Origin of the sequence: Chitinilyticum piscinae (genome assembly GCF_015223195.1) — a bacterium.
GTDB lineage: Bacteria > Pseudomonadota > Gammaproteobacteria > Burkholderiales > Chitinibacteraceae > Chitinilyticum > Chitinilyticum piscinae.
Genome location: NZ_JADFUA010000001.1, coordinates 712,530 through 736,316, shown reverse-complemented (window position 1 = coordinate 736,316; position 23,787 = coordinate 712,530). Strand labels below are relative to the sequence as shown.

Genomic DNA, 23,787 nt, shown 5'->3' with positions numbered 1-23,787 from the left:
CAGTCCGCAAGCCGCGCAGCGGCATTGCGGAAAGCATGGATTGCCGGCCAGGCAGCAGTACTGCCATGATGGCCGGTTTTGTTTTTGTTGCGAGTACGCATGCTGCCTGCCCGTGGCCTGGCCCTCTCCGTCACCGCCTCTGTCGTGTTCGCCGCACTGGGTGGCTACAGCGCCTGGCTGGCGCCCCTATCAGGCGAGCAGGTGTTTGCCTGGCGGATTGTCTGGACCATCCCGGCGATGCTGCTGCTGCTGACACTGCTGCGGCACTGGCCACGGTTCGGACAGACGTTGGCACGCCTGAAATCCGAGCCCCTGCTGTGGCTGGCGCTGCTGGCCAATGCCGTCCTGCTGGGCATCCAGCAGTGGCTGTTCATGTGGGCGCCACTGGAAGGGCGGCTGCTGGAGGTCACCCTCGGCTATTTCCTGCTGCCGCTGGTGATGGTGGTGATCGGCCGGGTTTTCTACGGCGAACGGCTGGTGCCGCTGCAATGGCTGGCGGTCGGCATCGCCGCGCTGGGCGTGCTGCATGAATTCTGGCGGCATCAGGCCTTTTCGTGGGTGACCCTGCTGACCGCGCTGGGCTACCCGCCCTACCTGATGATCCGCCGCGCAGTGAAGCTCGAGCCGGTGGGTGGCTTCCTGCTGGAAATCCTGTTCATCCTGCCGTGGGCCATCTGGGCGCTGGCCAATGGTGGCATCGTGCAGCAATTCGCACATCGCCCCGGTCTGTGGCTGCTGCTGCCGGGGCTGGGCATCCTGACTGCAATTGCCTTTGCCAGCTACCTGGCCTCCAGCCGGCTGCTGCCGCTGGGGGTGCTGGGGATTCTGGGTTATCTGGAGCCAGCGCTGCTGTTCGTATTGTCGATCGGACTGCTGGGCGAAGCTTTCCACAGCACCGATCTGGGCACCTACGGGCCGATCTGGATTGCGGTGTTGCTCACCTGCTGGCACAGCGCGCTCACCGTACACCGGCAGCGCAATACCAACCAATCTATAGCCACATAACCAGCTAATTCTAATGGCTACAGCAATATACCCAACATCACAACTGGGATTCGATGGGTAGCAACTGCAGCAGCCCCACCCACAGGCGCTGCAGCGGGCCGGTATGTGGCTCGTGCTTCCAGTTGCGCACGCCCGATACGTCACGCCAGCGCAAGCCTGTGCGGCGCACCTCCAGCGCGTAGCTTTCCTGCTTGAGCAGCCGTTCGAAGCGCTCGCCCAGCCGGGCGGCCAGCGCGGGGCTGTCGAAGATCACGCCGATTTCGGTGTTGATGGCCATCGAGCGCGGATCAAAATTCAGCGAGCCGATAAACACATACCGCTGGTCAAGCACGAAGGTCTTGGCGTGCAGACTGGAACGCGAGCGCCCCAGCCACTTGCGCCGCACGATGTGCTGGCTGGGGTCGGGGCGCAATTCGTAAAGCTGCACACCGGCACTCAGCAGCAGGCGGCGATAGCGGGCGTAGCCGGCATGCACGGCCGTCACATCGGTGGCGGCCAGCGAATTGGTGAGAATGCGCACGCCAACACCACGCTGCGCCTGTTTGCGCAGCCACAGCACGCCTTTCAGGCCGGGCACGAAATAGGGGGAAACAATATCGAGCTGGTGGCGCGAGTCATCCATCAGGGGCTGCAACTGCTCGGTCAGCGTCAGGGTCGGGGCAGCAGCCAGCGTCTTGTCGGGATGATCAAACAGCACGTCGGCCTTGCCCCAGTACAATCCCGCCACCTGCTGCCGCTGGCTGGCATCGGCCAGCCGCTCGCCCAGCGCCTGCAGATAACCCGAACCATGCTGCGCCTCCAGACGCTGCTGCAGTTGCACACGGGCCGCGGCCAGCGCGGATTCCGGCAGAGGCCGGCGGTAGAACACCTCGACCGGCAGCGACAGCCGATGTTCCCAGTACAGCTCGAAGGCATCGGCAACATCGCCCACCACTTCACCCGCACCGAGCACATCCAGATCATGGAAATCGACCTGGGCATTGGCTCCGAAATATTCGTCGCCGATATTGCGCCCGCCGATGATGGTCGCCGTACGATCGACGGTCAGCGATTTGTTGTGCATGCGCCGGTTCAGCCGCAGCGCCCCCAGCAGCAGCCCCACCCAGCGCCAGCGACGCCATGCCACCGGGTTGTACAGCCGGATTTCGATATTCGGGTGGCTGTCGAGTGCGCGCAGCAAGGCATCACCAGGCTGCGAGCCCAGATCATCAAGCAGCAGGCGCACCTTTACCCCCCGGTCGGCAGCCTGCAGGCAAAACAGCAGCAGCAGCGTGCCGGTCAGATCGTTGCGCCAGATGTAGTACTGCAGATCGAGGGTGGATTCAGCGTTATGGATCAGCACCAGCCGTGCCAGCAGCGCTTCCTCGCCGTCTTCCAGCGGGGTCAGGCCACTCTGGCCGGGGTGCGCGCCGACCCGCTCGGCCAGCAGGCGGGCAAACAGCCCCGGCACCCCTTCCTCGACACCATGCACGTCCTGCGGACGCTGCGGCAGCCGGCCGGTCGCCTTCAGCAGGGCAAAGCGCAGTGTGCGGGCAAGGCGTTGGCGCATGGACAGCTCGGGGTCAGCAAAGGCTCAAGGAATACTAACAGACCTGTGCGGCACTGCTTAGTTCTGCTCTGGCTTGGGTAGAATGGCGGCAACACTTTCTCCGGAAACAGCATGTCCGTCACCATTTACCACAACCCGCGCTGCAGCAAATCGCGCGAAACCCTCGCCCTGCTGGAACAGCGGGGTATCACCCCGCAGGTCATCGAATACCTGAAGACCCCGCCTGATACACGGCAACTGGCTGAGCTGGTGACCTTGCTCGGCCTCACCCCGCGCGAACTGCTGCGCACGAAGGAAGCGGAATACAGCGAGCTAAAGCTGGCCAACCCCGCGCTGGATGACGCCGCCATACTTGCCGCCATGCACACCCACCCGCGCCTGATCGAGCGGCCAATTGTCGTCGTCGATGGCCAGAAGGCCGCCCTCGGTCGTCCGCCGGAGGCGGTGCTCGCCATTCTGCCGGCGTGATCGTGGTAACTTGCCGGCAAGGCTGATGCAAGGCAAGATCGGCCTTTGCCCGATTCTTCCGCCCCATGCGTCCCCTGTTTATCGCCCTGCTGCTGGCGCTGCTGACCGCCTGCAGCAAAACCGACCCGACCCCGCCGGCCAGCGCCAGCCCCGCCGCGACGGCCAGTGCCCCGGCAACCAGCGGGCCGGCCATCCGTCACCTGAAACAGACGGAGCTGCCCGCCGGCGTCGAGCTGCGCGGCAAGCTGGTTGATGCCTTGCGCTGGCAAGATGCAGACGGTGACAACCTGCTGTTGCTCAGTGAATGGAATGAGGAAGGCAAGGTCACCGAGGAAGCGCCTGACGGCAGTCGCTCGGCCTACCTTGCCGCCGCCCACTACCAGCTGGGCGGCGCCAAACCGCGCCGGCTGTGGCTGCTGAATGACAGCGTGCAGGATTGCGGTTTCGACGTGGCTGCGGCCTTCGATCTGTCAGCCACCCGTGTGGTCGATGCCGATGGCGATGGCCGAGCGGAAACCCTGCTGGGCTACAGCATGACCTGCACCAGTGATGTCAGCCCCTACACCTACAAGCTGATCACGCATGCGGGCGCGCAGAAATACGCGCTGCGCGGACTGGATCGCTATGGCGTGCTCTACCGCGACGAGGAAACCGGCGAGTTTGTCGGCCCGCCGCTGCTGAAGGACTGCAGTACAGCGGCACAAAAAAGCACCCGCGAGCGCATGAAAGACAGCAGCTGGAGTGAAGCCGACTGGGCCTTGCCCGGCTGCTATGAAAGCGATGCCGATTTTGCGCAGGCGCCCGCCGCCCTCAAGCAGGTCGCACTGCAGCACTGGCACGCGCTGATGCAGCACAGCGACGCCCGCTGGCGCGCCAGTTTCAGCCACCTCGGAAAATAGCGATGCGAACCCTTGCCCTGCTGGCCGCCCTGCTCGGCTGCCCCCTTGCCCTCCCCGCGCACGCCGCAGTCGTCTGCCACGCGCAGAATCTGGCCGAGGCCGCGCAATGCAACGCCAAACACGCCAAGGCCAAGCGCAACTGGCAGGCGCAGATGGAAGGCCGCGACCTGCCGCGCGAAGCCGGCCAGCCGCTCGACATGGCGTTGCCTCCGCCCGTCGAAGTCTTCACCCAGTTGCTTGGCACGCCGCCCGCCTATGTGAGTTTCGATGACCCCGGCTATTCGGAAAGTCGCGTCGCCCTCTTTGCGCTCGACAAGCCCGACCGTTTTGCCCTGGTACTGCCCTACTCGATCAGCCTGCGTGAAAAAGATGGGCAAGGGCTCCTGCCCTATATCACCTTCCTGCCCGAGACACCGCAGATGCTGGTGTTCATCATTGCACTGCCCGATGGCCGCTGGCCGGAGCAGGGCAAGCCGCAGGTGCTGGCCTATACCTCCATCCCCAGCGACACCGGCTGCGCGCTGGGTGGCCTGCCGGCCACCGGCGGCAACCCCATGCCGGAGCGCCTGACCGTCCAGCGCTTTGCCGCCTTGCCCGACCGCGTCTTTCTGAATCTGGAAACCGGCTGGATGGAAGGCTACGCCGGTGGTGGCGGCCGCTTTGTCGAGCAACGCCTGATCGAGCTGGAAAAACCCGCACTGCTGAGCGCGCCGATCCGCTACCGCGAACCGCAATACACGGTCGGCGGCGAAACAGCGCTGTACGACCGCGCCTGCGCCCCGGCGTGGTACAGCCAGTCGCTTGCCGGCAGCTGGAACAAGGACGGCACGCGCCAGCATCACGAGTATTACGGCGAATGGCGCTGGGAGGTCGTCCCGAGCAAGAACAAGGGCTGGTCCCCCAAACTGCAACTGCTTGACCTCACCGCCAGCAGCCGCAAGAAAGCCGTCGTTGCGCGCTGGTCGACGTCCAGCCTCCGCGATCCCTTCGAGCTGATCGACAAGCGCCTTGAGCAGAACCCGATCAATGGTTTTGACTAAGCCCATGCAGCCCATCGACTGGTCCGCATGGAGTCGTGATGCGGTCAAGCAAATGCAGGCGCGCAATGCGCGCTGGCAGGAACACTGGCAACTCAAGGGCGCGGCTTACCAGTGGGATCTGGACACCGCCACACTCACCTTCACCACCCCGCAACGGCAGGTCATGGCCGAGTTGTGCGTCGCTGGCACGCTGGTTGAGTATGACGAATTCCTCTGGGGCTGGGCCAATGACACGCTGCCTGCTGCGGCCACCGCGCCCCTCAAGGGCGTGTACGACTTCGGCGATACCCATGATCTGTCGCTGCTGACCGATTTCCTCATCCCCGGTGGCCACGCCCAGGCGCTGGAATGCCTCGCACTGGCCGCCCGCGTTCTGGATGCCGCAGGCGTGTTCATCGATCAGTGCGACGGGGTGAAGCTCTATTTCATCCTGCGCCATTTCCGGGAAATCCGGCCGCAGTGATGGCAAGCACACGCCGCATCCGCCCCACGTGCGGCCTTGCTGGAATAGCAAGCCGCGCTAGTGCACACTCATGCCATCGTCTGCATTGCTACCGCACATGAATCAGCCTGCCCGCATCCTCCTCATCGAAGACGAACCCGCTATTGCCGACACGCTGCAATTCGCGCTGCAGCGCGACGGCCATGCAGTGCAGTGGGCAGCGCTGGCGCGCGATGGCGAGGCGACGCTGGCGGCAGGTGGCATTGATTTGCTGATCCTCGACGTTGGCCTGCCGGATGACAGCGGCTTCGAGGTGCTCAAGCGCCTGCGCCGGCACAATGAAACGCTGCCGGTGCTGCTGCTGACCGCGCGCGCCGAGGAATTCGACCGCATTCTGGGGCTGGAGCTGGGCGCCGACGACTACGTCGTCAAACCCTTCAGCCCGCGCGAAGTCGCCGCCCGGGTAAAGGCCATCCTCAAGCGCAGCGCAGCAAACCCAGCCACCCATTCAGCCGTAGACAATATTCAACAAGGCTTTCAGCACGATACCCAAGGGTTGCGCATCCTGTACCGTGGCCAGCCGCTGGCGCTGACACCGTCGGAATACCGCCTGCTGAGCACACTGCTAGCCCACCCGGGGCGCGTTTACAGCCGCGCGCAACTGCTCGACGCGCTGGGCGAAGCGGCGGAAGACAGCTTCGAGCGCACCATCGACAGCCACATCAAGAGCCTGCGCGCCAAGCTGCGCGCAATCACGCCGGATGCCGACCCGATTGCCACGCATCGGGGGTTTGGGTATGCGCTGGAATTGGGCAAAGGGCAATAGTTGTTGGAAATACTTAAAAACCCGTGGCCTGCCCAATATTATTCACGCGGATAAAGAGAACAAGCCATGCCATTTGGCCCCATTAAACCCCTTCACAATTTAATACGCGACGTACAGCGCAAGCTGGGTCGGGTGGTTCTCTTGCTCCAATGGTATGAGCGTAGCCTGAAGGTCCTTTTGGCACATTCAAATTACGAAACGGTGCAAACCGATGATGGCTTTCGCAACACCTTGGAAGACAACAAGGAAGCGGTTCGCGCCAAAACACTCGGCCAGTTGGTAAAGCAATTCACAGGTGGGGATGTGTTTTTGCCTAAAGCCGATGGACAAGACGGCGAGCCTGATTGCATAGGCGAAGACGAGCCAGGTGATGGAAAAAGCAGGGTCAGATTCAGCTTTACAACCGAAGTTAGTCCCGAAGAATTTGAAAGAGTCAGGGGGCAGCTCAGCACCTTAGTTGAAATGCGCAATGGGTTGGTGCATCACTTTTTTGAGCGGTTTGACTTCCAAGATGAAGCTTCGCTGACCAGTGCATCCGATTATTTGGATGATTGTTATGCGCAAGTTCGCGTGCAATGTGAAGAGATAAAAGCTCACCTCGATACACTGGGTGAGGCGCAAACGGAGATGGCTAAGTTTTTCCAGTCCCCAGAGTATAAGAACTATTTAGTGTATGGCATTGACCCCTCGGGGGGGCGTGAGCATACGTGGCAGTGGACACCCGTAGTGGCCGCATTGCGTGAGGCCGAGCAGAAACTAGCGATTGAGGGCTGGACCAAGCTCAACGACGCTATCAACTACATCCGCAAGCATCACCCTGAACATTTCCCAAATCGCTACCGCTTCAAGCGCTGGGACCAGCTCATCACAGCGACTAGTTTGTTTGAACTGGACAGAAGAAAATTACCCGACAATCAAACGGTCGTTTTTTATCGTACCCCTCCACCTGAAATAGCACGCCTAGCCCAATCTACGAAAAATTCGGGTTAAGAAAGAAGAGGTCGTTTTAAGTAACAATGCGCTTCTCCCTGCGAATTTTCCTCGGTTACTTCCTGCTCGTCGCCCTGCTGGCGGTGCTGCTGCTCAGGCTCGTCGGTGACGAGATCAAGCCGGCGGTGCGCCAGTCGACCGAGGAAGTGCTGATCGACACAGCCAATCTGCTCGCCGAAGCGGTACAGGCCGATTTTGTCGCCGGGCAGCTCAGCGACAGCCGCTTCGCCGCCGCGCTGCAGGCCTTTGCTGCGCGCGACCCGGAAGCCAATGTCTGGGGGGTGAAACGCGACCGCACCTTTCTGCGCGTGACCATTACCGATGCAAAAGGACTGGTTCTGCTCGATTCAGCAGGTCAGGCGGTCGGGCAGGATTACAGCCAGTGGCGCGATGTGTATCGCACGCTGCGCGGCCAGTACGGGGCGCGCAGTACCCGCGCCGATCCGAACGATGAATTGTCCACCGTGATGCACGTCGCCGCCCCCATTCGCGATGGCAATAAGATCGTCGGTGTGCTGACCGTGGCGCGGCCGAACTGGGCAATGCAGCCCTACATCGAGCGCAGCGAAGGCAAGTTGTGGCGGGCCGGCGCACTGCTGCTGGCGGTCGGCCTGCTGCTGGGCGCGGGCTTCTCGTGGTGGCTGAGCCGTGGCATCACCAAACTGACCGATTTCGCGCATGACGTTGGCGCGGGCAAGCCGGTGGCGGTGCCGCACTTTGTCGCCAACCGCGAGCTGACGACGCTGGCGCAGGCGCTCGGGGAAATGCGCGAGAAGCTGGAAGGCAAGGCCTATGTGGAGAACTACGTGCACGCGCTGACGCACGAGCTGAAGTCGCCACTGGCCGGCATCCGCGCGTCAGCCGAGCTACTCGATGAGGATCTGGATGCCACTGATCACGCACGCTTTGTCGGGCATATCTGCACGGAAACCGCGCGGATGCAGCAGATTGTCGATTACCTGCTGCAGCTGGCCACGCTGGAGGCGCGGCGCAGCCTGCACGAACCGCAAGCCCTCGCTTTGGGCGAGCTGGTCGATGGTGTGCTGCAGGCACTGGCACCGCAAAGCGGCCATTGCGTGATCGAGCACGCGCCGTGGCCGGATGATCACGTAATGGGCGAGCGCTTCCTGCTGGAGCAGGCGATCCGCAATCTGCTGCAGAACGCGCTGGATTTCACCCCGGCCGGCGGCCGGCTCCACATTGCAATTACCCAAGCGGGTAATGGCTTGGAGCTCAGTATCTTCAATGAAGGCGAGGCCATACCCGACTATGCCTTGCCGCGCCTGTTCGAGCGCTTTTACTCGCTGCCGCGCCCGGCCACCGGACAGAAAAGTACCGGCCTCGGGCTGGCGCTTACCCAGGCCATCGCCACATTGCACGGCGGCAGCATCACACTGGCGAACTCGCCGGGCGGGGTGACGGCAAGGCTGCGTTTGCCACTGGCATAAGCGTCATTCCCGCAGGGCGACTACGCGCATTCTGTAACATTTTCCTTACAGGGTGGCGCGCCGGCACAGGCTTACAATGCGCGCACTTTCCCCCCGCCGCCCAACTGGAGAGCCCCATGCGCCGCACCCGCAGTCTTGCCCGATCCCGCCGCCGCTGGCTGCGAGTCGTCCGTCAGCACTGGCAAACTGCCGACAGCGAGAGCAGCAAGCCCGCGACCCCGCAGTAAGCAGGCCAGCGCCGGCTGAATCCGCGCCTGCGCGCCCTTTTCCCGCAGGCCCGGCTAAAAACGCCGGCAAGGCCAGGCCGGTGTTTTCCCTCCGGCCAGCGCCCCCCGGACATGCCCGCGGCCAAATACTGCTGCGGCAAACCGGCTCCGCCCCCCGGTTCGCCGCATCTCCACACAATCTCCACATTCGCTCCATCGCACCTCCATGTGCCGCTGTCATGCTGGCCTTGTCCGGGCTGCTGCAGGCCCGTCTTGGAGATTGCGATGAAACTTGTCTGGAAAATTCTCACCTGCCTGGCGCTGATTGTCGGGCTACTGGTCATCATGGGCGCTGTGCGCTCGCTCTTGAACGAACGGCAGCAGCGCGCTGCCGAAGTACGCCAGGAAATCGCGCAATTCAGCGCGGGCGAGCAGATCATCAACGGGCCTTTCCTGGTCATCCCCTATACCGAAACCGTCGCCACGCTGAAGGACATCACCGACAGCAAGGGGGCGGTGACGGCCACGCGCTGGGAAGAAAGCAGCAACGACATGCAGCTGATCATCGCTCCCGAGCGCTTTGCCGCCGACGGCAAGCTCAGTGTCGAAGCCCTGCGCCGGGGCATTTTCGAAGCGCCGGTCTACGATAGCGCACTGCAACTGAGCGGCAGCTTCACCCTGCCGGATCGCAGCACCCTGCAGCGCGCGCCTGCGTCCAACCGCGAACGGGTCAGCACCCGCGTTGGCCAGCCCTTTATCGCGATGGGAATCAGCGACGTGCGCGGCATCCGCCAGCTCAAGGGTTCTGCCGGCAGTGACATTACCTTCGAGCCCGGCAGCGGCATCGATCGCCTCGGCAGCGGCGTGCACGCGCCGCTGGACTGGAACGGTGCAGCGCAAGAGCTGGCCTTCGAGCTCAAGCTGCAGCTCGCCGGCACCTCACAACTGCTGCTGCAACCGGTTGGCAAGGAAAGCAGCGTGCAGCTGGCCGGCAACTGGCCGCACCCGAGCTTTTCCGGCAGCTATGCGCCCGTATCCCGCCAGGTCAACCAGCAGGGCTTCAGTGCTCGCTGGCAGACCAGCGAGCTGGCTACCGGCGGCGCCAGTGCCAGCAAGTCCTGCACCGCCGAAAACAATGAAGCCGCCGCCGTCGCACACTGCGGCAGCGAATCCCAGCTCGGCCTGCGGCTGATCGATCCGGTTGACCGCTATGTCCTGAACGAGCGCACGCAGAAATATGCCGAGCTGTTCATCCTGCTGATCTTCGGCGCGGTGTTTCTGATGGAAGTGATGAAGCGCCTGTCGGTACATCCGGTGCAGTACGCCCTGGTCGGCCTGTCGCTGGCGATGTTCTTCCTGCTGACTCTGTCCCTGTCCGAGCATCTGCGCTTTGCCTACGCCTACTGGATTGCCGCGAGCGCCTCGGTGGCTCTGCTGGGCTACTACGTCAGCTTCATGCTTGCCGGCTGGCGTCGCGGCAGTGGCTTCGCGGCGGTACTGGCCACGCTGTACGGCCTGCTCTACGGCATCCTGCAATCCGAGGACATGGCCCTGCTGATGGGTAGCCTGACATTGTTCGGCCTGCTGGCTGCCGTGATGATCCTGACCCGCAAACTCGACTGGAGCAGCCTGGGGGGCAACGACACGCCGCGCCCGCCACGGGTACGCCAGCAGGCTTCGCTGACACCGGCCTCAGCCGAGGCGGCTCCGCAAAGCGGCAACTGAGCCCCAGCCGCCACACCCCGCGCCCGTCGGCAAGGACAAGGCGCGGGGCTTTGTGCTTCAATCCCCGGGATAACACCTACACCAATACAGGGATCATCGGGATGAGCACTCCACTCGCCGGCGCACACCGGCCACTGAATCGCAACGATTACCGCACACTGGGGCTGGCGGCGCTGGGCGGCGCGCTGGAATTCTACGACTTCGTGATTTTTGTCTTCTTCACGGTCGTGATCGGCAAGCTGTTTTTCCCGCCGGACATGCCCGACTGGCTGCGCCAGGTGCAGACCTTCGGCATCTTTGCCGCCGGCTATCTGGCACGGCCGCTCGGGGGCATCGTGATGGCGCACTTTGGCGATCTGCTCGGGCGCAAGCGCATGTTCACGCTGAGCATCTTCCTGATGGCGGTGCCGACACTGTTGATGGGGCTGCTGCCCACCTATGCCCAGCTCGGCATCTGGGCGCCGATCCTGCTGCTGCTGCTGCGCATCCTGCAGGGTGCGGCGATTGGCGGAGAAGTGCCCGGCGCCTGGGTGTTCGTGTCCGAACACGTTCCTGGCCGCCATGTCGGCTTTGCCTGCGGCACACTGACCGCCGGGCTGACCTTCGGCATTCTGCTGGGATCGCTGATTGCCACCTTCATCAACCGCTACTACACCCCGGCGGAAATCGGCGCCTGGGCATGGCGGATTCCCTTCCTGCTGGGCGGCGCCTTTGGCCTGCTGGCGATGTACCTGCGCCGCTGGCTGGAGGAAACGCCGGTGTTTGCCGAACTGCAGGCGCGCAAGGCACTGGCGGAGGAGTTGCCGCTGAAGAAGGTGCTGCGTGAACACGGCCAGAGCGTACTGTTGTCGATGCTGATGACCTGGCTGCTGTCTGCGGCCATCGTGGTGATGATCCTGATGACTCCGCCGCTGCTGCAAAAGCAGTTCGGCATTGCGCCAGCCGTGACGCTGCAGGCCAACAGCCTGGCGATTGTCGCGCTGACGCTGGGCTGCGTTCTGGCAGGCTGGGTCATCGACCGTGTCGGCGCAGGTATCACCTTTATCGCCGGTTCGCTGCTGCTGGGCGTGTGTACCCATCTGTTCTACAGCGATGTCGCGGCGGGTGCGGCCAATCTGTATGCGCTGTACACACTGGCCGGCTTCAGTGTCGGCATTGTCGGTGCAGTGCCCTTTGTGATGATCTGTGCCTTCCCGGCCGAGGTGCGCTTTACCGGTCTGTCCTTCTCCTACAACGTCGCCTATGCCGTGCTGGGTGGCCTGACCCCGGTAATGGTTTCGCTGTGGATGAAAGACAACCCGCTGGCTCCCGCGCACTATGTGATGGCACTGGCCGGCCAGGGTGTGGTGCTGGGTCTGTGGCTGCTGAAACTGAAGCCGATGCCGGCGCTGGCGGCACAGGCAGGCTGAGCGAGCACCCAGCAGCTTGTTGAAAACAGCCTGCTAGGGTCGAGAGGAACGATGCCCGCCGAGAATGCGAGCCCACAGATTGGCTCGCTCGGCGGGATTTTCGACTGGCTCCAGCCAGATGATCTTGTCCCCGGATGACAGGGCATCACTATCCTGCAGGGTATTGCCCAGGCCCTGCTCGACAACCAGCTGCCGGCTCATTTCGGCATCCAGGCTGAAATTGAGCCAGGCATGTGCCAGCTCGCGATTGCGCGCGCCACGCAGGATGGCCCAGCAATCAAGCCAGGCCAGCGCACCTTCCTTCGGAATCACATAGCCGATATCCGCGCCTGCCTTGCGCAGCAGCTGCACCTGCTGCTCGCCATAGTTGGCATAGACCAGCGCGACCTTGTTTTCGTTGAACAGGTCGACCACTTCTTCCGGCGTTTTGTAGTAGGCCAGAACATTCGGCCGCTGCTCGATCAGCTTGACCATGGCTTGCTGCATCTGCTCGGCACTGAGATGGAACGGATCGGAAAACCCGAGCAGCTGCGCCGCAATGCTGAAATTGTGCGCACTGCCATCGTAAGCCAGCACCTGATTGCGGTATTTCGGATTCCACAATTCCGCCAGTGATTGCGGGGCCACACTGACCAGCTGGCGGTTGTAGATCAGCCCCATCTCGCTGTGGGCATACGGCACGGCGAAACGCTGGCCATTGCGGCTGAGCGCGGGAATGGTGCGATAGCGCGGCAGCTGTCGGGCCAGATTGGGCACGCGGCCAGCATCGATGGGCTGTACCAGTTTCTGGTCGATCAGGCGCTGCAATTCGGCGGTATTGATCGCCACCACATCGAAATTGCCACCGTTATTCTTGCTGACCCGCCGCCACAGCTCGTCATCGGAAGACACATACGACACCACAACACTGACGTTGTATTTCTTCTCGAACAGGCGGACCTGTTCCTTTTCCGCGTAGCCCGGCCATGCCAGCACCCTGAGCACCTCGATGCCCTGGGCTGGGACAAGCAGCAGCGCAAGCAGCAGTGCAGTCAGTGCCTTCCATCCTGTCATGGCCACATCCCGTCCAGATGACTATCGTGTTTCATCTTAGCCACAGATGCGGCCGCCTGCTGGCGGCTCCGCGCAGCTCTGCCGCGGAAAACGCAGGCTTTGCGGGTACGGGTAATAGTCCTGATGCTGGCCGGCCTGGATGCGCGCCTTGGCCTGCTGCCAGAACTCGGGGGTCAGCAAATCGCGATGGTATTTCATGAAGGCCTTGCGTACCGGCAGATGGGTCAACAGGAAGGTACCGAATTCCTCGGGGTACACCTCGCCCTTGTTGCCGGTATACCAGGCCTCCCCGCTCATTTCGAATTCGGGTGACGGTGGCGGCGGAATGCGGCGGAAATCGCAATCGGTCATGTATTCGATCTCGTCGTAGTCGTAGAACACCACGCGCCCGAGCCGGGTAATGCCGAAATTCTTGAACAGCATGTCACCGGGGAAGATGTTGGCAATCGCCAGCTCGCGCAGCGCATTACCGTAATCGCGCACCTTGTCCTCGATGTCCTGCCCGCTGTGCGTATCCAGCCAGATGTTCAGCGGCTGCATGCGGCATTCGATGTAGAGATGGCGGATCACCACCGTGTTGCCGTCTTCTTCGACCATGCTCGGCGCCAGCCGCTTGAGCTCATCCAGCAGCTCCGGAGCAAAACGCGCACGCGGCAATGCCACATCGGAAAACTCCAGTGAATCCGCCATGCGGCCAACCCGGTCATGCTGTTTCACCAGCTGGTATTTTTCGCGCACCAGCTGCCGGCTGACTTCCTTGGGCGGCGCGATCACGTCCTTGATCACCTTGAACACGAAGGGAAACGAGGGCAGCGCAAACACGATCATCACCATGCCCTTGATGCCTGGAGCGAACTGGAACAGATCGCTGGAATGACGCATGTGATGCATCAGCTCGCGGTAGAACATGGTCTTGCCCTGCTTGCCGAGCCCGACCATGGTATAGAGCTCGGCGCGCGACTTGTCCGGCAGCAGCTCGTGCAGGAAGCCGACCACGGCCGAAGGCACCTCCATATCGACCAGGAAATACGCGCGCGACATGGAAAACAGCTGCCGCACCATCAGCGGATCAAACAGCGCCGCGTCAATGTAAAGCTCGCGAGCACTACTGCGATAGAGTGCCAAGGCAAAAGGCTGGTCCTGCCCATTGCAGCGCAGCCGGCCGATCACATAGGCCGCATTGCTGCGGTAAAATGGTGCGACCAGCACCTGCAAGTGCGCACCGTAGCCCAGTCGCGGCAGCTTGCCCAGATGCCGGTACAGCGCCCGCACCACATGGCACAGATCCCGCTGCAGATTTTCAAAGGGCAGGCGAAAGCCGAAATCGGCCAGGGCCCGCGCCAGGGTCTGGTACAGGTCGGCGTGGGTCGGATAATAGCTGCGCCAGCTTGGCGGCTCGGCCTCGAGGTATTCGGTGGAGACGGCCGGCCGGTAGAAAATGTAATCGTTGTGGAAATAGCTGCGATGCAGCAGCCGGCAGCACACCGAGTTGAAAAAGGTCTCGGCCAGCTCAGGCTGCTTGTGCTGGTTGAGCAGTCCGATGTATTCGGTCTTGATGCGCGCCCAGTCCGTTACCGGCAGGCTGTCGGCAGCAAATTCGCGCTTCAGGCGTTCGGTCGCCTCGCGCACCCGGATATCGTAGTAGGCAATACGCTCGCGCACAGCAGCGCGCTGCGCGGCCGCATCACCCGCCTCGAAATTGGCCTGGGCATGGTGGCAACTGGCCCGGAACACATGGTAGTGATGGTTGAAACCATCCAGAATGGCCTGGGCCAGTGCTCGCGGGGTAACTGTCTGGGCAACCGCTGCAGGCATATTCATTGAAACCGCTCCGGGCAAAAGACGATTTCAGTCTAGGTTATTTCCAGCCGCCCTGCGGGCGCCTGAAACGGCGGCAGTTACAGCCTGAAGCGCCCGACCATGGCCTGCAACTGGCTGGCAAGTTCAGCCATATCATCCGAAACCCGGCGGGCCAGGCTGATCGACTGCTCGCCCTGCTGGGCCATCTGGCTGATGCGCTCGGCCGATTGCGCCATGATGGTCGTCGCCGCCGATTGCTCGGAGGCCGCCGTGGAAATTTCGCCCACGCCTTCAACCAGACGCGCCATGCGCTCACGGATGTCACGGATCTGGTCGGCCGCACTGGCAGCCTTGCCGACACTATCCTGTACCGCGCAGTGGGTCTGCTGCATGCTGGCCAGCGCCTCATCGGTCTGGCTGCGGATGCTGCCGATCATGCGGTCGATTTCCACGGTGGCCGTACCGGTGCGCTCGGCCAGTTTGCGCACTTCATCGGCCACCACGGCAAAGCCGCGCCCCTGCTCGCCAGCACGGGCAGCCTCGATTGCGGCATTCAGTGCCAGCAGATTGGTCTGGTCGGCAATGTCCTTGATCACCCCGGCGATTGCGCTGATCTGCTGAGAACTCTGATCCAGCCCGGCCATCACACCGGCCAGATTGTTCACTGCGGTCGCCGCACCATCCACCTCACCCGCCACCTCGGTGACGCTCTGTGCGCTACGCTCGGATAACCTGCCGGTTTCCTGTGCATTGGCATTGGCATCCCGGGTGAAATCCGCGATGTGATTGATGCTGACCGTGATCTGTTCGATGGTAGCCGCCGTGGCGCTGGCGGTATCCGCCTGCTCGCGGGCACCTTCGGAGAGCTGCTCGGTCATTCGCCCGAGCTGCTGCACCCCGCTGGTCAGCTTGACCGTATCATCCCGCAACAGCAGGAACATCTGCCGCAATTGTTCCATGAAGGTATTGAAATGCCGGGCGATGTCACCGATTTCGTCACGGGAATCGACTTCAAGCCGGATAGTCAGATCACCATGTCCGCTGGTCAGTGCCTGCATCATGTCGCGCAGACGCAGCAGGGGGCGCGCCAGTGCACGCCCCAGCAGCAGTGACACCACGATGGCCAGCAGCAGCAGCAGCACACCGGTCACCAGTGCGGTCAGGCCCGCTGCGCGCACCTGTGTCGCGACCAACTCGGCACTGATGTCGGCACAGGCAACGTAGAATTCACCCTGTGCGTTCTTGAGCGGCAGGAACAGCGAGCGCAGGGCACCATACTGCGGATTATTGCTTTCCAGAAAGACCGGCTGGCCCGTCTGCACGGCCCGGATCACATCGGCATCGGTTTCCGGCGTATCGCTGGGCTTGAGATAAAACTCGAAACTCGGGTCTCTGGCCTGCTCATCCGACAGCGAGGCCTGGGTGTACAGCACCTTGCCATCGCGCACGACGTAACTGTAGAGGTAATTCAATCCCAGGAATTTGGTCGCTTCGGTGAGTTTCAGTGCCTCGGCATGCTTGCGAGGCAGATCTGCCTGCTCCCGCGGGGGCAGCTTGTCGTGATAATCCGCCCCCAGCAGCAGCACATAGCTGCGGGTTGCAGACATCAGCTGGGCATCGATGGCACGCAAGGCCGACTGGCGTGCCGATGACACGGACTGGGCGGTAAAAATCCCGACTGTCAGCAAGGAGACAAGCAGGAAGGCCAACTGCAGCTTGCGCGGCAGGGAGAGGTTTCTGAGTATGCGCATCGTGGTGACTTATATTAGTAATTTTTAATGGATTCTAGTGTGCCGTGTGCCTCAGCCGCAATCAGCATGCTTCAGAGTAGTGCAGACCGGACAACAGACCATGTCGCTTCCTGTGGCATAGTTCGGGCATGACCTGGTTTGTTTACCTGATCGAATGCACTGACGGCAGCATCTACACCGGTATCACCACCTCGGTGTGGCGGCGCTACGCCGAACACGCCAGCGGGCGCGGCGCCCGCTACACGCGTTCGCACCCGCCAGAAAAGTTGCTGGCCGTGCTGTGTGCTGCGAATCGCAGCGCGGCCTCACAGCTGGAATACCGGATCAAGCAGCTGACTGCTCACGCCAAGCGTGAGCTGGCTCTCCAACTGACCGGGCCTTGGCACGCCGCGCACTGACCAGCGCAAAGAGCGCACGTATATCTCTCAAGGCCATGATTTGAAATGGCAGCAAGCGCATAGGCGGTCATGTATGTCGCGTCTAGCATACTCCACGCTTTTGCACTCCATCCCCCTTGTTGCCTGCACGCCGCAAACTGTATCAGCAGATACTGCCGCGGCTTGACGCCTGCATTTTCTGTGCCACTCTGTACGGGTTATCCCTTATCCGCAAGGCTCGCATCGAAGCTGGACAGGATAACCACGACAAAACCAGGAAGATGAGGAAAATTGATGAACCACTCGCTGAAAGCCTTCTGGCTATGTGGCGGGCTACTGCTGGCCAGCGCGGCCGCCCAAGCCTGCTCCCCTCCGCCAATCTCCCCTCCGCCACGTCCTGTCGGCCTTGATGGCAAACTGCCAGTAACTTATCCGGAAATCAGTGCCACACCGACGCCCAGCCCGATCCCCTGCCCAGTCAAGAGCTATGGCTATACCGCAAGCATGCCTTCGCTCAGCGACGCCGAAAGCGACAAACTGGGCATACCAGGGGGCAGCGGCCTCTCGGCCCCGGCATGGGATAGTGCCAAGATCTACAACGGTGGCGAACTGGCCAGCTACAACGGTCAGGTTTACAAGGCCAAATGGTGGACACAGAACGAGGCACCGGGGAACGCCTACGGAGCGTGGGAGTTGCAGGCCAGCGGCAGCGGCCCGCAACCGTGGGACAAGGACCGGATCTACAATGCCGGCGATCAGGCGGTGTTTCAGGCCGGACTGTACCGTGCGAAGTGGTGGACCCAGGGGAATACCCCGGGTGACCAGTGGGGCCCCTGGGAAAGCCTCGGACCCGCCCCTGTCGCTCCGGCAACGGGGCGCCCGGCACCGTATAGCGTATTCGTGCAGCAGGAAACGCGTCCCAGCGGTGAAGTGGTCCTGCATGTCAGCCACAGCAGTTATCTGCCGCACCGGCAAATCCGCTATTACGCCAGCAACGATTGCACGGTTGCCACCAGCGAAAGCTATATCGGCAATGGCAGTGGCACACCACCGGAGCGCTGGGAAATCCGCATGGATGGCAAGGTCGTGACAACTGTCAGCGCCAGCCAGTTCCTGCAATTCCTGCCGCGCCCGGTTGCCACCCTGCCACCGGACAGCTCCCGCTTTGTCATGCGCGACAGCAATGGCGTCTGCCAGTATGCGCCTGGCACCACGCTATTCACCTGGGATGGCTTCAATGGTGCCGGCACTGGCGTCACCGTCATGATTCCCAAGGGCAATGGTACGTACTGGAATCCGCAGAGTCCGGATCAGTACCTGAGCACCTGGGCCTGCAATGGTGATGCCTGCCGCCCCAGCACCCTGCTGTGGCACACCCGCATGGGCACCATGGCCTGGTAAGCCAGGTGAGCCGCTAAACCGAAACCGCCCGCCAGGGCGGTTTCTTATGTATAGCCATGCAGATATTGATTTGATTAGCGTAGAGAGGCATACCCCTCAAATTATGGCAGCTTCTTTTCCATGAACACCGCCCGCCCGAACTCCGGGTCGAGCTCGTAGGGCTTGAAACCGCAGCGGGCGTAAGCGGCTGCCGCGCGCGGATTGCCTTCGAGCACTTCCAGCGTCAGCTTGCAGCAATCGCGCTGCACCGCCAGCGCCTCGGCCGCGGCAAACAGCGCATCCACCACGCCGCGACCGCGCCAGTCGGCGTGCACCACTACATCGTGCACATTCAGCAAGGGGCGCGCCGCGAAGGTCGAAAACCCCTCGATGAGGTTGATCAGCCCCACCGGCTGGTCGCCCGCCCAGACAATGAAGGCAAAGAAGTCACTGCGCGCCGCCAGCCGCGGCACCAGATTGGCCGTGGCAAACGCGGAAAGTCCGCTGCCGCCCCCCATCGGATCGCTGGCATAGTGATCCAGCAACGCAATAAAGGCAGCAGCGTCGGCAGGCTGGCCGAAATTCACGGCGCGGGTCAGCAAGGATGCGGTCATGGCAGGCTCCGGAACAGAAACCTGCCATTTTACCCGCCCCATTCACTCCGACGATTAGCGATGTCCGCCACCTCCGCCATCATCGCCACCGCCGCGACCACCACTGCCGGAACCGCTACCCGAGCCACTTCCCGAGCCACTTCCCGAACCGCTACCCGAACCGCTGCCCGAGCCGCTTCCATCGTCCCCGCCACGGCCTCGACTGCCGCCATCATCGGAGCTACGCCCGCTACTCTCGCTGCGTCCCGAACGCGCTCCGCCGCGGTCATCGCCGGCATCGTGCCCAGCCGGGTCATCACTGGCGGCGCGGTCACGGTCCCCGCCCTTGTCATCCCTGGCATCATGGCCAGCAGGATCGTCGCTCTGGCTCGCCGGCTTCACTCCGCCCTTGTCATCGCCGGCATCATGGCCAGCAGGATCATCGGTGCCGGCGGCAGAGGCCAGCATGGACAGACTGGCCAGCAACACGGCCAGCAAACGTACTCGCACCATGGTCGTCTCCTTTATCGCTTACCAATATCTCCGTGCTAGCTCATCGCCGTAAGAAAACGCCGGGCAACGGATGGGCGGTGGCAAATCCACCGCACGGCGGAGCCGCACCCGACCGGCGGCAAGGCGCCCGCCGCCAGTGGCTTGCGGGTAGAATCGCTACTTTATCCACCGGTTACCTCATGCCTTCTGCTCGCGCCCCATCCCACGTTGCCATCATCGGTGCCGGCCCGGCCGGGCTGATGGCGGCCGAAGTTCTGGCTGCCGCCGGCATCCGGGTCGAGCTCTTTGACGCCATGCCCTCGCCGGGGCGCAAATTCCTGCTTGCCGGTGTCGGCGGGATGAACATCACGCACTCCGAAGCACTGGAATCCCTGCTTGATCGCTACGGCAGCGACGGGCGCGCCGCACTGGAGCCCGCCATCCGGGCCTTTGATCCCGATGCGCTGCGCGCCTGGATACACGGGCTGGGCATCGAAACCTTCGTCGGCAGCTCGGGTAAAGTGTTCCCGCGCGAAATGAAGGCCGCACCACTGCTGCGCGCCTGGCTGGCGCGATTGAAACAGGCGGGTGTCACGCTGCATGTGCGGCATCGCTGGCTGGGCTGGGACGCGGCAGGCGGCTTGCACTTTGCCACACCGGAGGGCGAAATCAGCCTGCACGCCGATGCGACGCTGCTGGCGCTGGGTGGCGGCAGCTGGAAAAAGCTGGGCTCGGACGGGGCCTGGCAAGACCTGCTGGCCGCGCGCGGCGTAGCCATTACGCCACTGGCGCCGGCCAACTGTGGCTTTGATTGTGGCTGGGGCGAATTCTTCGCCGACAAATACGCCGGCAGTGCGCTGAAAAACATCGCCGCCAGTGTCGCTGGTTCGCCCTTCCGTGTTGGCGAATGTGTGCTCACGGCCAGCGGCATCGAGGGCAATCTGGTCTACGCACATGCGCGAGCCTTGCGCGAACAGCTGGAATGCGACGGCCATGCCACGCTGCTGCTTGATCTGCTGCCGGCCTTCAGCCACGACAAGGTGCTGCGCGAAGTCAGCACGTCACGCGGTGCCAAATCGCTATCAAGCTTCCTGCAGAGCAAGCTCAATTTGGGCGGGGCCAAGCTTGGCCTGCTCTACGAACTGCTGGGCAAGGAGGCCATGCAGAACCCGGCCGCTCTGGCCTCGGCAATCAAGGCGCTGCCACTGCCGGTCGTGGCGGCGCGCCCGCTCGACGAGGCCATCAGTTCGGCGGGCGGCGTGCGCTTTGCCGCGCTTGATGACAACTACATGCTGCAGGCCCTACCCGGCGTGTTCTGCGCCGGCGAAATGCTGGACTGGGAAGCGCCGACGGGAGGCTATCTGCTCACGGCCTGCTTTGCCACCGGCCGCGCTGCCGCACGGGGCCTGCTGCAATACCTTGCCAGCGATACCCGTCAAGCCGGCAATTCATAAAGCATTCAGCCATATACCCGCAAGCTCGCCCCATGAAACGTCTGTATACCCTGCTGCTCATCATCGTCCCCTTGCTGACCGGCTGCGCCGTGGTCACCACCACCGCCGTGGTCGGCGGGGCGGCGATCAGCCTGGCCGGAACAGCCGTCAGTGTCACGACCACGGCGGCGGGGCTGGTCTGGGATGTGGGGGCAGCAGGTGTCAGTGGGGCTACCGCCCTGGCCGAATACGCCACGGCATCCTCGCCCGCCGCCGCGTCAATGCCATCCGCCTCGCAGCCGGCAGGTTCCTGAAGGTTATCCGCAATGGCCGGCTGCAGCCTGTGCCGGCATAGTGCTGGCTCTGCCTCATCCGGGAAAGCCCATTGGATGCCCTGTACTTCCTGCTGCCCATCGCCTTTATCGCCGGCTTGATCGATGCAGCGATTGGCGGCGGGGGACTGATCCAGCTGCCCGGGCTGTTCGGCATCCTGCCGCGTGAACTGCCGGCGGCACTGCTAGGAACCAACAAATTCGCCTCGATCTGGGGTACCGCCTCGGCGGCCTTCAATTACGCCAGACGCATCGCGATACCCTGGCAGATCATCCTGCCAAGCGCAGTCATGGCGTTTGCGGGAAGCTTTGCGGGGGCACAACTGGCGCATACCTTGCCGGCCAGCTGGTTCCGCCCGATCGTTATCGTCCTACTTGCGGTCATGCTGGTTTACCTCTGGCGCCGACCTGCTCTGGGCAGCATAGATGCCGGCCGCCCACTCACTCGCCGCGATGCACTGCTGGGTGCGGCACTGGGCTGCGGCATTGGTTTTTACGACGGCATTTTCGGCCCAGGAACCGGCACCTTTCTGATTTTCCTGTTCGTGCGCAGCTTCCATTTCGATTTCCTGCGCGCGTCGGCCTGCTCCAAGGTGGTGAATCTGGCGACCAATGCGGCCGCACTGGTTTTCTTCATTCCGGCCAAATTGCTGCTCTGGCAGTTGGCGATACCAATGGCACTGGCCAATATCGCCGGGGCTCAGGTCGGCACCCGGCTGGCCCTGCGGGGTGGCAATCACTGGCTGCGGCGCCTGTTTCTGACGCTGGCGCTCGTCCTGCTGGGCAGGCTGCTCTGGCAGCAAATCGCCGGCTGAATCAGGGTTGACCGCCGGCACGCCGAGCGGGGATGCCTGTTACGGTCGCCGGGACGATCAGTTCTCGGGCAGCGGCGCCGGCCGAACGCGTGTCAGGCGGTGCGTACTCCAGCCCAGAACCAGCAGCAGCACACCCCACAGGGCAAACCAGAACCAGCGGAAGAAACTCCAGGTCGTAGTGTCAGGCGCAGCCGGACTGACCGAGATCGCATTGGGATACACCGAGAACATGGCTATGCGCCAGCCGTAGGACGTAATCAAGGCCGGTTGCTTCTCGAATTCCAGTGCCTTGGCCCGTGCCTGCACATCGGAGGAATCAAATTTGAAATAAAAGGGCCAGCCCCAGCGCGTATCCTCGTTGCGGTACACGCGCACATCGGCCACATCCTGCTCGGTGTAGATGTAATACACATCGGTCGCCGGACCATCGAGCGGGTTGCTCTTGCTCACCGGCCCATCCTTGTCGCTCAGCTTGACTTCCACCCCGGTGACCTTGGCGATGGTCTTTTCCGGCAGGAAATAATCCAGCATCACGGTACCTGCCAGCGCAAACAGCGCCAGCAAGACAAAGAGGACTTTCCGCAGCTTCTGTCGCATATGCTTGTCCAGAGGTTCAGCCGGTCAGCGAACGCAGAAAGCCGCGCACCAGCACGACAATGCCGCCGAGGATCAGCCCGGTCGGCATCATGAAGGAATGGCTGCCAGAAGCTTCTGCCGCCGAATAGGACAAAAACGCCAACAGCGCGCCGGCCGCCAGCAGGACGCCGCCCGTGATGGCCTCGCCACGGCCGATCGAGCGCGATTCGCGCCCTTCCTGTTTCTTGGCGGCTTTCATGATCTGTTCGGCAAGCGCCTCGTCCCGCACCTGGCTGAGAATGTACTCGCGAACTTCCCAGCGTTTCTGGCCGGCCAGCATCATTTCCTTGGCCTGTTCGATCAGCGATTCACGGTCGGGGGCTTGGGCGTAGCTGCGCATGTGGACTCCTGGTTAGTTTGACCAAGATAGTAATCTTGCTGCTAGCATCAGGCAAAACAAAACCGCCCGCTGTTGCCAGCAGGCGGCGAGGAGTTGGCCGGATATTCGACGACTCAGGCCGAGGGCTCGCGCATCGCCCAGTAAGCCAGCGCTGATACCAGGCTGAGCGCCAGCTCGTGCAGCACGACCAGTCGCACCAGCAGCAGCAGCGATTCCGGCAGCGCCACGGCAACGGCCGGCTGCGCCAGACCGATCAGCAGCAGGGCGGCCAGTAGCAGCCGCAGCAAATACCACCAGCGTAGGCGGACTCCCCCTGCGCCAAGGTAATTGAAATGCGCCGGATCCGCGCGCTGCACGGTCAGTGCAGCGGGAATCAGCAGATACCAGAAGAAATAACGGGGCAGCGGTCTATCCCAGCTGGCGAGCACCCGGTGTGCCGTGGCGAGATCCATGCGTAGCCTGCGAAGAAGAGGTCAGCCTGCCATTGTGCCGCAAGCACACAGCCCTGTTCTGATGCAGGTAAAAGCCCGGCGCTTTCGCCGATCAGCCCAGCCAGCGGTAGAAGGAACCCGTGGGCGAGCTGCAGCAGCCGGAGCAGCCGCTGCCATTCTTGCTGCAGCTGCCACCCGGCAGTGACTGGGCCAGCTTGCCGCGCTTTACCCATTCACCCGCCAGCTGATCAACCGCAGACATCTGCACACCGAAGTGACGGGCGATGTCGGCAGCGGCGACTTCACCCTTGTCTCGCAGGTAATCGCGCAATTCGATCAAACCCATT

The 23,787-nt window shown here is 62.7% G+C and carries 25 protein-coding genes; 15 read left to right on the top strand and 10 right to left on the bottom strand.

Annotation, left to right across the window (positions count from 1 at the left end; genetic code table 11):
• The first annotated feature begins 99 nt into the window (after positions 1-99).
• A complete protein-coding gene (gene rarD / locus INR99_RS03360) occupies positions 100-1,005 on the top strand; it encodes an EamA family transporter RarD (RefSeq protein ID WP_194114866.1) in 906 nt (301 codons plus the stop codon).
• Between the two features lie 37 nt (positions 1,006-1,042).
• Here the strand turns inward: rarD and INR99_RS03355 are convergent, their stop codons facing one another.
• Entirely contained in the window at positions 1,043-2,554 is a 1,512-nt protein-coding gene (locus tag INR99_RS03355) for a phospholipase D family protein (RefSeq protein WP_194114865.1), read from the bottom strand.
• 111 nt (positions 2,555-2,665) lie between these two features.
• On the opposite strand from INR99_RS03355, the gene arsC reads away from it, so the two are divergent.
• The 9 genes from arsC to INR99_RS03310 all read left to right on the top strand — a co-directional run bounded on the left by arsC (position 2,666) and on the right by INR99_RS03310 (position 12,007).
• A complete protein-coding gene (arsC, locus tag INR99_RS03350; RefSeq protein ID WP_194114864.1) occupies positions 2,666-3,022 on the top strand; it encodes an arsenate reductase (glutaredoxin) in 357 nt (118 codons plus the stop codon).
• 65 nt (positions 3,023-3,087) lie between these two features.
• Entirely contained in the window at positions 3,088-3,921 is an 834-nt protein-coding gene (locus INR99_RS03345) for a M949_RS01915 family surface polysaccharide biosynthesis protein (RefSeq protein WP_194114863.1), read from the top strand.
• A gap of 2 nt (positions 3,922-3,923) precedes the next feature.
• The gene (locus INR99_RS03340) at positions 3,924-4,961 is read left to right on the top strand and encodes a hypothetical protein (RefSeq protein WP_194114862.1); all 1,038 of its coding nucleotides are present in this window, start codon (positions 3,924-3,926) and stop codon (positions 4,959-4,961) included.
• 4 nt (positions 4,962-4,965) lie between these two features.
• Positions 4,966-5,424: a DUF6882 domain-containing protein gene (locus INR99_RS03335; protein ID WP_194114861.1), complete on the top strand. Its 459-nt coding sequence runs from the start codon at positions 4,966-4,968 to the stop codon at positions 5,422-5,424.
• 97 nt (positions 5,425-5,521) lie between these two features.
• Complete coding sequence (gene creB / locus INR99_RS03330; protein ID WP_194114860.1) at positions 5,522-6,229, top strand: two-component system response regulator CreB; 708 nt, start codon at positions 5,522-5,524, stop codon at positions 6,227-6,229.
• 66 nt (positions 6,230-6,295) lie between these two features.
• The gene (locus tag INR99_RS03325) at positions 6,296-7,219 is read left to right on the top strand and encodes an OST-HTH/LOTUS domain-containing protein (protein WP_194114859.1); all 924 of its coding nucleotides are present in this window, start codon (positions 6,296-6,298) and stop codon (positions 7,217-7,219) included.
• A 26-nt stretch (positions 7,220-7,245) separates the two neighbouring features.
• Positions 7,246-8,667: a two-component system sensor histidine kinase CreC gene (gene creC / locus INR99_RS03320; protein WP_194114858.1), complete on the top strand. Its 1,422-nt coding sequence runs from the start codon at positions 7,246-7,248 to the stop codon at positions 8,665-8,667.
• A 491-nt stretch (positions 8,668-9,158) separates the two neighbouring features.
• Complete coding sequence (gene creD, locus INR99_RS03315; protein ID WP_194114857.1) at positions 9,159-10,598, top strand: cell envelope integrity protein CreD; 1,440 nt, start codon at positions 9,159-9,161, stop codon at positions 10,596-10,598.
• 101 nt (positions 10,599-10,699) lie between these two features.
• On the top strand, positions 10,700-12,007 hold the full coding sequence (locus tag INR99_RS03310) for an MFS transporter (RefSeq protein WP_194114856.1): 1,308 nt from the start codon (positions 10,700-10,702) through the stop codon (positions 12,005-12,007).
• A 33-nt stretch (positions 12,008-12,040) separates the two neighbouring features.
• Here INR99_RS03310 and INR99_RS03305 read toward each other — a convergent pair whose 3' ends face one another.
• From INR99_RS03305 to INR99_RS03295, 3 genes are all read right to left on the bottom strand, one after another.
• Positions 12,041-13,060, bottom strand: coding sequence for an extracellular solute-binding protein (locus INR99_RS03305; RefSeq protein ID WP_194114855.1), 1,020 nt, complete (start codon positions 13,058-13,060; stop codon positions 12,041-12,043).
• A 36-nt stretch (positions 13,061-13,096) separates the two neighbouring features.
• Entirely contained in the window at positions 13,097-14,881 is a 1,785-nt protein-coding gene (gene aceK / locus INR99_RS03300; RefSeq protein ID WP_194114854.1) for a bifunctional isocitrate dehydrogenase kinase/phosphatase, read from the bottom strand.
• A 77-nt stretch (positions 14,882-14,958) separates the two neighbouring features.
• Complete coding sequence (locus INR99_RS03295; RefSeq protein ID WP_194114853.1) at positions 14,959-16,611, bottom strand: methyl-accepting chemotaxis protein; 1,653 nt, start codon at positions 16,609-16,611, stop codon at positions 14,959-14,961.
• 128 nt (positions 16,612-16,739) lie between these two features.
• Between INR99_RS03295 and INR99_RS03290 the strand changes: the two genes are divergently transcribed.
• Together INR99_RS03290 and INR99_RS03285 are read left to right on the top strand one after the other, a co-directional pair.
• The gene (locus tag INR99_RS03290) at positions 16,740-17,009 is read left to right on the top strand and encodes a GIY-YIG nuclease family protein (RefSeq protein WP_194114852.1); all 270 of its coding nucleotides are present in this window, start codon (positions 16,740-16,742) and stop codon (positions 17,007-17,009) included.
• A gap of 273 nt (positions 17,010-17,282) precedes the next feature.
• On the top strand, positions 17,283-18,389 hold the full coding sequence (locus INR99_RS03285; protein WP_194114851.1) for a carbohydrate-binding protein: 1,107 nt from the start codon (positions 17,283-17,285) through the stop codon (positions 18,387-18,389).
• Between the two features lie 101 nt (positions 18,390-18,490).
• On the opposite strand, the gene INR99_RS03280 is transcribed toward INR99_RS03285, so the two are convergent.
• Complete coding sequence (locus INR99_RS03280; RefSeq protein WP_194114850.1) at positions 18,491-18,982, bottom strand: GNAT family N-acetyltransferase; 492 nt, start codon at positions 18,980-18,982, stop codon at positions 18,491-18,493.
• A gap of 54 nt (positions 18,983-19,036) precedes the next feature.
• The gene (locus INR99_RS03275) at positions 19,037-19,474 is read right to left on the bottom strand and encodes a hypothetical protein (protein WP_194114849.1); all 438 of its coding nucleotides are present in this window, start codon (positions 19,472-19,474) and stop codon (positions 19,037-19,039) included.
• Positions 19,475-19,653: 179 nt separating this feature from the next.
• Between INR99_RS03275 and INR99_RS03270 the strand changes: the two genes are divergently transcribed.
• The 3 genes from INR99_RS03270 (at position 19,654) to INR99_RS03260 (ending at position 22,033) form a co-directional block, all read left to right on the top strand.
• Positions 19,654-20,907 carry a TIGR03862 family flavoprotein gene (locus INR99_RS03270; RefSeq protein ID WP_194114848.1) on the top strand — a complete coding sequence of 418 codons (1,254 nt, stop codon included), beginning with the start codon at positions 19,654-19,656 and terminating at the stop codon, positions 20,905-20,907.
• Positions 20,908-20,939: 32 nt separating this feature from the next.
• On the top strand, positions 20,940-21,200 hold the full coding sequence (locus INR99_RS03265; RefSeq protein ID WP_194114847.1) for a hypothetical protein: 261 nt from the start codon (positions 20,940-20,942) through the stop codon (positions 21,198-21,200).
• Between the two features lie 71 nt (positions 21,201-21,271).
• Complete coding sequence (locus tag INR99_RS03260) at positions 21,272-22,033, top strand: sulfite exporter TauE/SafE family protein (RefSeq protein ID WP_228098043.1); 762 nt, start codon at positions 21,272-21,274, stop codon at positions 22,031-22,033.
• 57 nt (positions 22,034-22,090) lie between these two features.
• On the opposite strand, the gene INR99_RS03255 is transcribed toward INR99_RS03260, so the two are convergent.
• From INR99_RS03255 to INR99_RS03240, 4 genes are all read right to left on the bottom strand, one after another.
• Positions 22,091-22,630 carry a DUF1523 family protein gene (locus INR99_RS03255; protein WP_194114846.1) on the bottom strand — a complete coding sequence of 180 codons (540 nt, stop codon included), beginning with the start codon at positions 22,628-22,630 and terminating at the stop codon, positions 22,091-22,093.
• A gap of 16 nt (positions 22,631-22,646) precedes the next feature.
• Positions 22,647-23,009: a hypothetical protein gene (locus INR99_RS03250; protein WP_194114845.1), complete on the bottom strand. Its 363-nt coding sequence runs from the start codon at positions 23,007-23,009 to the stop codon at positions 22,647-22,649.
• 113 nt (positions 23,010-23,122) lie between these two features.
• Entirely contained in the window at positions 23,123-23,461 is a 339-nt protein-coding gene (locus INR99_RS03245; RefSeq protein ID WP_194114844.1) for a hypothetical protein, read from the bottom strand.
• 91 nt (positions 23,462-23,552) lie between these two features.
• Positions 23,553-23,786 carry a FeoC-like transcriptional regulator gene (locus tag INR99_RS03240; RefSeq protein WP_194114843.1) on the bottom strand — a complete coding sequence of 78 codons (234 nt, stop codon included), beginning with the start codon at positions 23,784-23,786 and terminating at the stop codon, positions 23,553-23,555.
• Position 23,787: the final 1 nt, after the last annotated feature.

Excerpts from the sequence above, each read along its gene's own strand:
- rarD (WP_194114866.1), top strand. The coding sequence starts at position 100 with ATGCTGCCTGCCCGTGGCCTGGCCCTCTCCGTCACCGCCTCTGTCGTG.
- INR99_RS03355 (WP_194114865.1), bottom strand. The coding sequence starts at position 2,554 with ATGCGCCAACGCCTTGCCCGCACACTGCGCTTTGCCCTGCTGAAGGCG.
- arsC (WP_194114864.1), top strand. The coding sequence starts at position 2,666 with ATGTCCGTCACCATTTACCACAACCCGCGCTGCAGCAAATCGCGCGAA.
- INR99_RS03345 (WP_194114863.1), top strand. The coding sequence starts at position 3,088 with ATGCGTCCCCTGTTTATCGCCCTGCTGCTGGCGCTGCTGACCGCCTGC.
- INR99_RS03340 (WP_194114862.1), top strand. The coding sequence starts at position 3,924 with ATGCGAACCCTTGCCCTGCTGGCCGCCCTGCTCGGCTGCCCCCTTGCC.
- INR99_RS03335 (WP_194114861.1), top strand. The coding sequence starts at position 4,966 with ATGCAGCCCATCGACTGGTCCGCATGGAGTCGTGATGCGGTCAAGCAA.
- creB (WP_194114860.1), top strand. The coding sequence starts at position 5,522 with ATGAATCAGCCTGCCCGCATCCTCCTCATCGAAGACGAACCCGCTATT.
- INR99_RS03325 (WP_194114859.1), top strand. The coding sequence starts at position 6,296 with ATGCCATTTGGCCCCATTAAACCCCTTCACAATTTAATACGCGACGTA.
- creC (WP_194114858.1), top strand. The coding sequence starts at position 7,246 with ATGCGCTTCTCCCTGCGAATTTTCCTCGGTTACTTCCTGCTCGTCGCC.
- creD (WP_194114857.1), top strand. The coding sequence starts at position 9,159 with ATGAAACTTGTCTGGAAAATTCTCACCTGCCTGGCGCTGATTGTCGGG.
- INR99_RS03310 (WP_194114856.1), top strand. The coding sequence starts at position 10,700 with ATGAGCACTCCACTCGCCGGCGCACACCGGCCACTGAATCGCAACGAT.
- INR99_RS03305 (WP_194114855.1), bottom strand. The coding sequence starts at position 13,060 with ATGACAGGATGGAAGGCACTGACTGCACTGCTGCTTGCGCTGCTGCTT.
- aceK (WP_194114854.1), bottom strand. The coding sequence starts at position 14,881 with ATGAATATGCCTGCAGCGGTTGCCCAGACAGTTACCCCGCGAGCACTG.
- INR99_RS03295 (WP_194114853.1), bottom strand. The coding sequence starts at position 16,611 with ATGCGCATACTCAGAAACCTCTCCCTGCCGCGCAAGCTGCAGTTGGCC.
- INR99_RS03290 (WP_194114852.1), top strand. The coding sequence starts at position 16,740 with ATGACCTGGTTTGTTTACCTGATCGAATGCACTGACGGCAGCATCTAC.
- INR99_RS03285 (WP_194114851.1), top strand. The coding sequence starts at position 17,283 with ATGAACCACTCGCTGAAAGCCTTCTGGCTATGTGGCGGGCTACTGCTG.
- INR99_RS03280 (WP_194114850.1), bottom strand. The coding sequence starts at position 18,982 with ATGACCGCATCCTTGCTGACCCGCGCCGTGAATTTCGGCCAGCCTGCC.
- INR99_RS03275 (WP_194114849.1), bottom strand. The coding sequence starts at position 19,474 with ATGGTGCGAGTACGTTTGCTGGCCGTGTTGCTGGCCAGTCTGTCCATG.
- INR99_RS03270 (WP_194114848.1), top strand. The coding sequence starts at position 19,654 with ATGCCTTCTGCTCGCGCCCCATCCCACGTTGCCATCATCGGTGCCGGC.
- INR99_RS03265 (WP_194114847.1), top strand. The coding sequence starts at position 20,940 with ATGAAACGTCTGTATACCCTGCTGCTCATCATCGTCCCCTTGCTGACC.
- INR99_RS03255 (WP_194114846.1), bottom strand. The coding sequence starts at position 22,630 with ATGCGACAGAAGCTGCGGAAAGTCCTCTTTGTCTTGCTGGCGCTGTTT.
- INR99_RS03250 (WP_194114845.1), bottom strand. The coding sequence starts at position 23,009 with ATGCGCAGCTACGCCCAAGCCCCCGACCGTGAATCGCTGATCGAACAG.
- INR99_RS03245 (WP_194114844.1), bottom strand. The coding sequence starts at position 23,461 with ATGGATCTCGCCACGGCACACCGGGTGCTCGCCAGCTGGGATAGACCG.
- INR99_RS03240 (WP_194114843.1), bottom strand. The coding sequence starts at position 23,786 with ATGGGTTTGATCGAATTGCGCGATTACCTGCGAGACAAGGGTGAAGTC.